The organism is Micromonospora sp. NPDC002411 (assembly GCF_053592955.1).
Genome location: NZ_JBSFBM010000324.1, coordinates 1 through 7,606 on the forward strand (window position 1 = coordinate 1; position 7,606 = coordinate 7,606).

Annotated in this window: 6 protein-coding genes; 4 read left to right on the plus strand and 2 right to left on the minus strand. The window is 72.4% G+C overall.

What is annotated here, in order from left to right; genetic code table 11:
- The first annotated feature begins 107 nt into the window (after positions 1-107).
- Positions 108-1,169: an aspartate-semialdehyde dehydrogenase gene (locus tag ACWCO3_RS28235; protein ID WP_145778537.1), complete on the plus strand. Its 1,062-nt coding sequence runs from the start codon at positions 108-110 to the stop codon at positions 1,167-1,169.
- Here the strand turns inward: ACWCO3_RS28235 and ACWCO3_RS28240 are convergent.
- Positions 1,166-2,530, minus strand: coding sequence for a sensor domain-containing diguanylate cyclase (locus ACWCO3_RS28240; RefSeq protein ID WP_425280560.1), 1,365 nt, complete (start codon positions 2,528-2,530; stop codon positions 1,166-1,168). The two genes, ACWCO3_RS28235 and ACWCO3_RS28240, sit on opposite strands and share 4 nt — an antisense overlap.
- Before the next feature lie 241 nt (positions 2,531-2,771).
- Here ACWCO3_RS28240 and ACWCO3_RS28245 point away from each other — a divergent pair, with 241 nt between their 5' ends.
- Positions 2,772-3,551 carry a phosphodiesterase gene (locus tag ACWCO3_RS28245; RefSeq protein WP_450012918.1) on the plus strand — a complete coding sequence of 260 codons (780 nt, stop codon included), beginning with the start codon at positions 2,772-2,774 and terminating at the stop codon, positions 3,549-3,551.
- An 11-nt stretch (positions 3,552-3,562) separates the two neighbouring features.
- A complete protein-coding gene (locus ACWCO3_RS28250; protein WP_357935313.1) occupies positions 3,563-4,213 on the plus strand; it encodes a histone deacetylase in 651 nt (216 codons plus the stop codon).
- 75 nt (positions 4,214-4,288) lie between these two features.
- Here ACWCO3_RS28250 and ACWCO3_RS28255 read toward each other — a convergent pair whose 3' ends face one another.
- A complete protein-coding gene (locus ACWCO3_RS28255) occupies positions 4,289-5,086 on the minus strand; it encodes an alpha/beta fold hydrolase (RefSeq protein ID WP_208744913.1) in 798 nt (265 codons plus the stop codon).
- 300 nt (positions 5,087-5,386) lie between these two features.
- On the opposite strand from ACWCO3_RS28255, the gene ACWCO3_RS28260 reads away from it, so the two are divergent.
- On the plus strand, positions 5,387-7,093 hold the full coding sequence (locus ACWCO3_RS28260) for a bifunctional metallophosphatase/5'-nucleotidase (RefSeq protein ID WP_145778540.1): 1,707 nt from the start codon (positions 5,387-5,389) through the stop codon (positions 7,091-7,093).
- The last annotated feature ends 513 nt before the right edge of the window (positions 7,094-7,606 follow it).

Below are 7,606 nucleotides of genomic sequence, written 5' to 3' on the forward strand. Positions count from 1 at the left end.
GGCCGTGCCACCGTCGACGGTGGTCACCGGTTCGGCCACCGGACGCGTTCGAGTTGGGCGGCGACACCGAAGCCGTGGTCTACGCGGGGACGGGTAGGTAGCGCCCGATGACGGCGCTGCCCACCCTCGCCGTGGTCGGAGCGACAGGTGCCGTCGGCACCGTGATGTGTGAGCTGCTCACCGGACGACGCAACGTCTGGGGAGAGATCCGGCTGCTCGCCTCCGAGCGCTCGGTCGGCCGTCGGGTGCGCTGCCGAGGCGAGGAGATGGTCGTCCAGGCGCTGACCCCCGAGGCGTTCGACGGGGTCGACGTGGCGATGTTCGACGTCCCCGACGAGGTCTCCGCCGAGTGGGCGCCGATCGCCGTCTCGCGGGGCGCGATCGCTGTCGACAACTCCGGCGCGTTCCGGATGGACCGGGACGTCCCGCTGGTCGTTCCGGAGATCAACCCCGAGCAGGTCCGCAACCGGCCCCGGGGCATCATCGCCAACGCCAACTGCACCACCCTCGCGATGATCGTCGCGGTCGCGCCGCTGCACCGTGAGTACGGCCTGCGGGAGCTGGTGCTCGCCTCCTACCAGGCGGTCTCCGGGGCGGGGAAGTCCGGCGTCGACATCCTGCACGACCAGCTCACCAAGGTCGCCGGCGATCGGGCGCTCGGCTCACGCACCGGTGACGTCCGGCAGGCGGTCGGCGACGACCTCGGCCCGTTCCCGGCACCCCTCGCGCTCAACGTGGTGCCCTGGGCCGGTTCCCTTGCCGACGCCGGCTGGTCGTCGGAGGAAATGAAGATCCGCAACGAGTCGCGGAAGATCCTCGGCCTGCCCGACCTCAAGGTGTCCGCCACCTGCGTCCGGGTGCCGGTGGTCACCGCGCACTCGGTGGCCGTGCACGCGGTCTTCGCCAGCGAGGTGGACGCCGAGGGCGCCCGCGAGGCGCTGCGCAACGCGCCCGGCGTGATCCTGGTCGACGATCCCGGCGCCGGAGAGTTCCCCATGCCGATCGACGCGGTCGGCACCGACCCGTCCTGGGTCGGCCGGATCCGCCGCGCCCTGGACGACCCCCGCGCCCTCGACTTCTTCGTCACCGGCGACAACCTCCGCAAGGGGGCGGCCCTCAACACGGCCCAGATCGCCGAACTACTTGCCAAGGAGCTGAAGGCCGGCTAGGCGGCGGACAGGTGGACGCCGTCCCGGCCCTGGCGCTTCACCGCGTACAGGGCCTGGTCGGCTCTGCGCAGGGTGCGGTCTGGGGTTTCGCCGGGGCGGGGCAGTGCCACGCCCACACTGATCGTGCGGCCGACGCGTCGGGCCGCCTCGGTCAACCGTTCGGCGATCCGGACCGCCTCCTCGGGGCGGCTCACCTCGATCACCGCGACGAACTCGTCGCCGCCGATCCGGTACAGCTCGTCGCCGTGGCGTAGCGCCGCCTCCAGCGCCCGGGCCAACCCGACCAGCACCCGGTCGCCGGCCTGGTGGCCGTACGTGTCGTTGACGGTCTTGAAGCCGTCCACGTCGATCGCCAGCAGGGCCGTACGCCCCGGGGTGGCCGTCGCGATCCGCTGCCCGAACGGGCCGGTGTGCCGCAACCCGGTCAGCGGGTCGGAGCTGGCCTGTTCCCGCAGTCGGGCCAGCGTGCGCAGCCGGTCCACGCTCGTCCAGGCCTGCCCGGCGAGCAGTTCCATCAGGCTGACGGTGGTCGGGTCCGGGCGCAGCGCGCGTTCGTCCGCGACCAGCAGCACCCCGCCGACCTCAGGTGGTCCCACCGGAACGGCGACCAGCGTGCGAACTCCGGCCCGGGTCAACGGCCGGTAGTCCTCGGTCGGGAGATGCCCCGCCTCGCCCAACGTGTAGCCGGCTCCGTACCGGTGTGCCCGGTCGACCATCCGGTCCAGCGCGGCCGGGCCCGACTCGGTCAGCTCGGCCCGAATCCGGATCTCCAGTTCGCTCGGCGTCGTCGGCGACGGGCCGAGCTGACCCGCCATCAGCAGCACCGCTGTGGAGAGGGCGGAGACCTCCCGTGCGGCGCACGCCGCCACGCCCAGCACGTCCGCCTCGGTGGGCGCGGCGGAGAGCGCGGCCGCGTGCCGGAGCAGTTTCTCGCTGCGGCTCTCCTCCGGTGGACCTCCGAGGGCGGCGATCCGCGCACCGAGTCGGTCGGCCACCTGCTGCGCGGTCTCCCGCCACGGCTCCAGGTCGACCGGCTCACTCCACTGCAGGTCGAGGACGCCGATCGCCCGGCCCGCCGGGTCCAGCACCGGTACGCACAGCTCGGCTGTCACGTCCGGGCGTACCGGAAGGTAGTCCGGATCGGCGCTCACGTCCGGGACGGCTGCGGGGGATCCGGTGTCGTGCACCCGGCCGACGATGCCGGTGCGCGCCGGCACTGTGGCGAAGACCTGCCAGGCCCCGGTCGCCGCGACGCAGCGCAGACGGTCGTGGGCCGCGAGCAGCACGGAGATGGTCGCCGGGGTGTGGCGGGACAGCGCGCTGACCGTCCACCGACAGGCCTCCGGCGTGCTCGACGCCATCGGCAGGCGGACGGTGACGTCACGGATGACTCGCTGATGATCCACTCGCACGTCGTTCCAGGTAGGGGAGGAGCCCGGCCGGCGCCGAGCCGCGCGATCAAGCGTACTCACGACTGTGCGAAACCGACTTTATTCGTACACACGTGCTATCCACAGGCTGTGGACGCAGCCTGTGGGCAGCGGGCACCGCGAACCAGCGCCCGGCGATAGCGTGAGAACCCCGGCGCCGAGGAGACGATCCATGATCATCGCTCAGCTCAGTGACCCGCACCTGACCACCGGCCTGCTCGCCTCCGCGCCGACCGCGGGGCTGCACCGCGCGCTCGGCCGGGTGCTCGCGTTGCGCCCCCGCCCGGACTGCGTGGTGATCACCGGTGACCTGGTCGACCACGGGCGACCCGACGAGTACGCGGCGCTGCGCGAGCTGATCGGCCGGTTCCCGCTGCCGGTGCACCTGGTCCCCGGCAACCACGACGACCGGGAGTCGCTGCTCGACGCGTTCGGAGGCACCCCGTGGCTCGGCGGCGGCTTCTCCGCCTACTACCACGTCGACCACGAGGCGGCGTCGATCGTGGTGCTCGACTCGCTCGTCCCCGGCAGCGACGGTGGTCGCCTCGGCGAGGAGCAGCTCGGCTGGCTCGACGGGGTGCTGACCGGGCGGCCCGAGGTGCCCGCAGTGATCTGCCTGCACCATCCGCCGGTGGCGGTCGGCATCCCCGCGGCCGACTCCATCCGGCTCGCCGACGGCGACGCGCTCACCGAGGTGATCGGCCGGCACCGGCACGTCGTCCGGGTCGCGGCCGGCCACCTGCACCGCCCGGTCACCACGGCGTACGCGGGCACCGTGCTCACCGTGGCGCCCAGCACCTGGAAGCAGAGCACCCTCACGATGAGCGCCGACGAGCAGATCGGTTGGGTCGACGAGCCGACCGCCTTCCTGCTGCACGTCGTGCAGGCGGGCGGCTGCGTGACGCACACCGTGCAGGTGAGCCACTCCGCCGGCCAGACCTGCGGCTTCTGAGGGCGCCCGTCGTGCGGGTCTGGTACGTCGCGTACGGCTCGAACATGCACGCGGCCCGGCTGGCCTGGTACATCGGCGGCGGCTGTCCGCCCGGCGGAATGCGGACGTACCCGGGGTGCCGGGACCGACGCCCACCGAGCCGGTCGGTGCCGGTGTCGCTGCCGGGCGGCATCTACTTCGCCGGCGAGTCCCGCGCCTGGACCGGAGGTATGGCCTTCTACGACCCACACCTGCCGGGCGAGGCCGCCGCCCGCGCCTACCTGGTGACAGTGGACCAGTTCACCGACATCGCGGCGCAGGAGATGTACCGCCCAGCGGGCGAAACCGCCCACCTGACCGAGACGACAGCTGCGGCCGTCGAGGCCGCCATCGCCGGCGGACGGGCCACGCTCGGCCCCGGACGGTACGAGACGCTCGTCTGCCCGGGCAGCCGCAGCGGCGTTCCGATGCTCACCTTCACCGCACCGGAGCGGGCGTCCGCTGTGCGGTGCCGGCCACCCGCGCCGACGTACCTCCGCATGATCGCCCGTGGCCTGCGTGAGTCGCACGGCTGGCCGGCCGAACGAATCGCCAGCTATCTGGAAGTCCGACCCGGCGTGGCGGACGCCTGGCCGCCGGACGCCGTCGCCGCCCTGGTCAGCGAGGCGCTGGCCGGGCCCTGACCGCCGCCGTCACGCCGAGCCCGGCGGTCACGTGTGCCGGCCCGGCGGGCGCTGCGGGGTCACAGGGGGGTCAGGTCAACCGAGCAGGAACTCGCGCAGCGCGGGGGCGAGTGTCGTCGGCGGCACCTCGTGGTTGCCACCGTCGAGGCTGACGGACCGTCCGCCAGGAACCGCCTCGGCCGCGGCCCGGCTGCCGTCCCGCAGCCACTGCGGACTTCCGGTGCTGTCCACCGCGAGGGTCGGTGCCGTGATCGTCGCCAGCCGATCGGCGGGCAGTCGCCCGCCCGCCGTGATCACCGCGTCGTACGGCAGGGTGTGCGCGATCGCGGTCAGTGCGCCCCACATCGGTTGCGCCCGCATCCCGGCGACCGCCCCGGCCGGCAACCCCACCGACGCGGTGAGGAAGGCCTCCACCGCGCCGTCCCGATCGTCGGCGGCGATCAGCTCGATCAGCTGCGCGGTGATGTCCTTCCGGACGCCCACGTGCGAGCCGACCTGGAACGGCGGCTCGAACAGGACCAACCCGGTCACCGGCAGACCCTGTGCGGTGGCGAGGGCGGCCAGCACCGCGCCGGAGGAAATCCCGTAGAGCGCCGCGGAGCCACCGGCCGCCGCGATCACCGCGGCCAGATCGTCGATCTCCCGGCCGATCTCGTACGGAGCGGTGTCGCCGCTGTGCCCACGGCCCCGACGGTCGTAGCCGAACACGGTGAAGTCCGGTGCCAGCGCCTCGCCGAGCGCGCGGGTCGTGTTGCGGTCGTTGAACGCGCCGCCGACCAGGACGAGCGCGGGCCCGGCCCCGGACCGTTCGAACGCGATGGGCGTGCCGTCCGCCGATCGCACCTGCTCCACCGTCGGTGTCGTTCCGCTCACGATGCCGTCTCCGTCCGTGTCGACTCTCCCGTCCTTTCTAGACCCCAGGTCTGACGTTGTCCGGTGGACCGCAGCAAACGACGTCGCCTGCGCAGCAGATGACCGTCGATCCTGGTACGGGCCGACTCGCAGCTCCGACGTGCTGCCTGGGTCGCCCAGTCGCCGTCCGGATGAGAGGCTGTCGGCGCGGGCGGCCATCCCCAACCGCCGCCAACCACGACCCTTCCGACGGCGTCGGGTCGGCGGCCCGGTCGACCCAGAGGCCGGGCACCGCACAGGCCGATTCTCACGAGGAGATCCATGTCCATAACCAGGATGCGTCGGGCCGCTGTCGGTCTGACCGTGCTCGCGGTGGCCGCGTTCGGCGCGGTCGCCACCAGCCCTGAGGAAGCCGACGCGCGGCCGAAGCCGGTCGACGTCACCCTGCTGGCCCTCAACGACTTCCACGGCAACCTCGAACCGCCGAGCGGGTCCAGTGGCACCATCGCCGGGCAGACCGCCGGCGGCGTCGAGTACCTGGCCACCCACCTGGCCGAGCTGCGCGCCGCCGCCAAGAAGAAGAACACCATCACGGTCGCCGCCGGTGACCTGATCGGCGCGTCCCCGCTGCTCTCCGCCGCGTTCCACGACGAGCCGACCATCGAGGCGCTGAGCATGGCCGGTCTGGACTACGCGAGCGTCGGCAACCACGAGTTCGACGAGGGCGCGGCCGAGTTGCTGCGAATCCAGAACGGCGGCTGCCACCCGGTAGACGGTTGCGCCGACGGCACCCCGTACCGGGGCGCCGGCTTCAAGTACCTGTCCGCGAACGCCTTCAAGACCGCGACCGGCAAGCCGCTGATGGCCCCCTACGCGATCCACAAGGTGCAGGGCGTCAAGGTCGGCTTCATCGGGATGACCCTGGAGGGCACCCCGCAGATCGTCAGCCAGCAGGGCGTCGCCGGCCTCACCTTCGCCGACGAGGCCGACACCGCCAACCGGTACGCCCGTGAGCTGCGCCGCAAGGGCGTGGAGGCGATCGTCGTGCTGCTGCACGAGGGCGGCACCCAGGCGGCGACCGGCGGCATCAACGACTGCGTCGGCATGACCGGGCCCATCGTGGACATCGCCAACCGCATGGACCCGTCGATCGACGTGGTGGTCAGCGGCCACACCCACCAGGCGTACAACTGCAACATCAACGACAAGCTGGTCACCAGCGCCAGCTCGTTCGGTCGCCTCGTCACCGACATCGACCTGAAGATCGACCGTCGGAGTGGTGACATCCTGACCGCCTCCGCGAACAACGTCGTGGTCACCCGGGACGTCGCCAAGGACCCGAAGCAGACCGCGCTGATCAACCGGTACAAGACCGTGCTCGGCCCGGTCGCCGGCCGCCAGGTCGGAGTGACCAGCACCGCTATCACCCGGAGTCAGGAAACCCTCTTCGGTACGAGTCTGGGCGAATCGCCGCTGGGCAACCTGATCGCCGACGCGCAACTCGCCGCCACCGACGACGAAGAGGGCGCGGTCGCCGCGTTCATGAACCCGGGCGGGGTCCGGGCCGACCTCGACGCCGGCCCGGTCACCTACGAGGAGGCGTTCACGGTGCAGCCGTTCGCCAACAACCTGGTGACACTGGACCTGACCGGCGCGCAGCTCTACTGCGTACTGGAGCAGCAGTTCGTCACCGCCCGGACGCTGTACCCGTCGGCCACCGTCGGTTACGTGGTCGACCCGAACGGCACCACCGGCACGACGGCCGACCCGTGCGCCGGCACCCGGGTCGTCCGCGGCAGCCTGACCATCGGCGGCACCGCCGTCGACACCGCCGCCACGTACCGGGTCACCGTGAACAACTTCCTGGCCGGCGGCGGTGACGGGTTCAGCGCCCTCACCGGCGGCACGAACCAGGTCACCGGTCAGATCGACCTGGACGCCTTCGTGGACTACCTGACCGCCCAGTCGCCGGTCTCCGCGCCGACGCTGGACCGGATCCGCACCACCGCCGAGGTCCCCGCCAGCTGACGGTCGACCCCGCGACGTCGGGCCCCGGAGCGAATGCTCCGGGGCCCGACACGTGTCCCGGCCCTGTTTCGTCCGTCTTCCACCCTGCCCTGCGGTGCCCCGCCCCTGCCCGGCCCGTCGTGCCCTGCCCGGCCCTGCCCTGCTGCCCTGCTGCCCCGCCTGGCCGGCCTGCCCTGCTTTGCCGGCCCCGTCGCTTTCCCCGCCCGGCTGCTCGGCCGCCCGGCCGGCTGCGTGGCCGGCTGCGTGGCCCGCCCCGCCGCATGATCGCGCTCGAACATGGAAGTAGTGGCCTCTGCGCGCGTGGATGCCACTCGATCCAGGATCGAGCGCGATCTTGCCGCGTCCGGGCGGGTCCGCGAACAAGATCCGCGCAACATCGGGGATGTTGCTGCCTCCGGCGCGTCGGAGACAGCAACATCGGGGAAGTTGCGCGGACCTTCGGTGCGGGGGCCTGGAGAACAAGTCGGTCGAGCTGAGCCTCTGGGACTTCATCGCTGTCGGTGACCTGCGCGT

What these genes read in the sequence shown, in the direction of transcription:
- ACWCO3_RS28235 (WP_145778537.1), top strand. Translation starts at nt 108, where the DNA reads ATGACGGCGCTGCCCACCCTCGCCGTGGTCGGAGCGACAGGTGCCGTC.
- ACWCO3_RS28245 (WP_450012918.1), top strand. Translation starts at nt 2,772, where the DNA reads ATGATCATCGCTCAGCTCAGTGACCCGCACCTGACCACCGGCCTGCTC.
- ACWCO3_RS28240 (WP_425280560.1), bottom strand. Translation starts at nt 2,530, where the DNA reads ATGGCGTCGAGCACGCCGGAGGCCTGTCGGTGGACGGTCAGCGCGCTG.
- ACWCO3_RS28260 (WP_145778540.1), top strand. Translation starts at nt 5,387, where the DNA reads ATGTCCATAACCAGGATGCGTCGGGCCGCTGTCGGTCTGACCGTGCTC.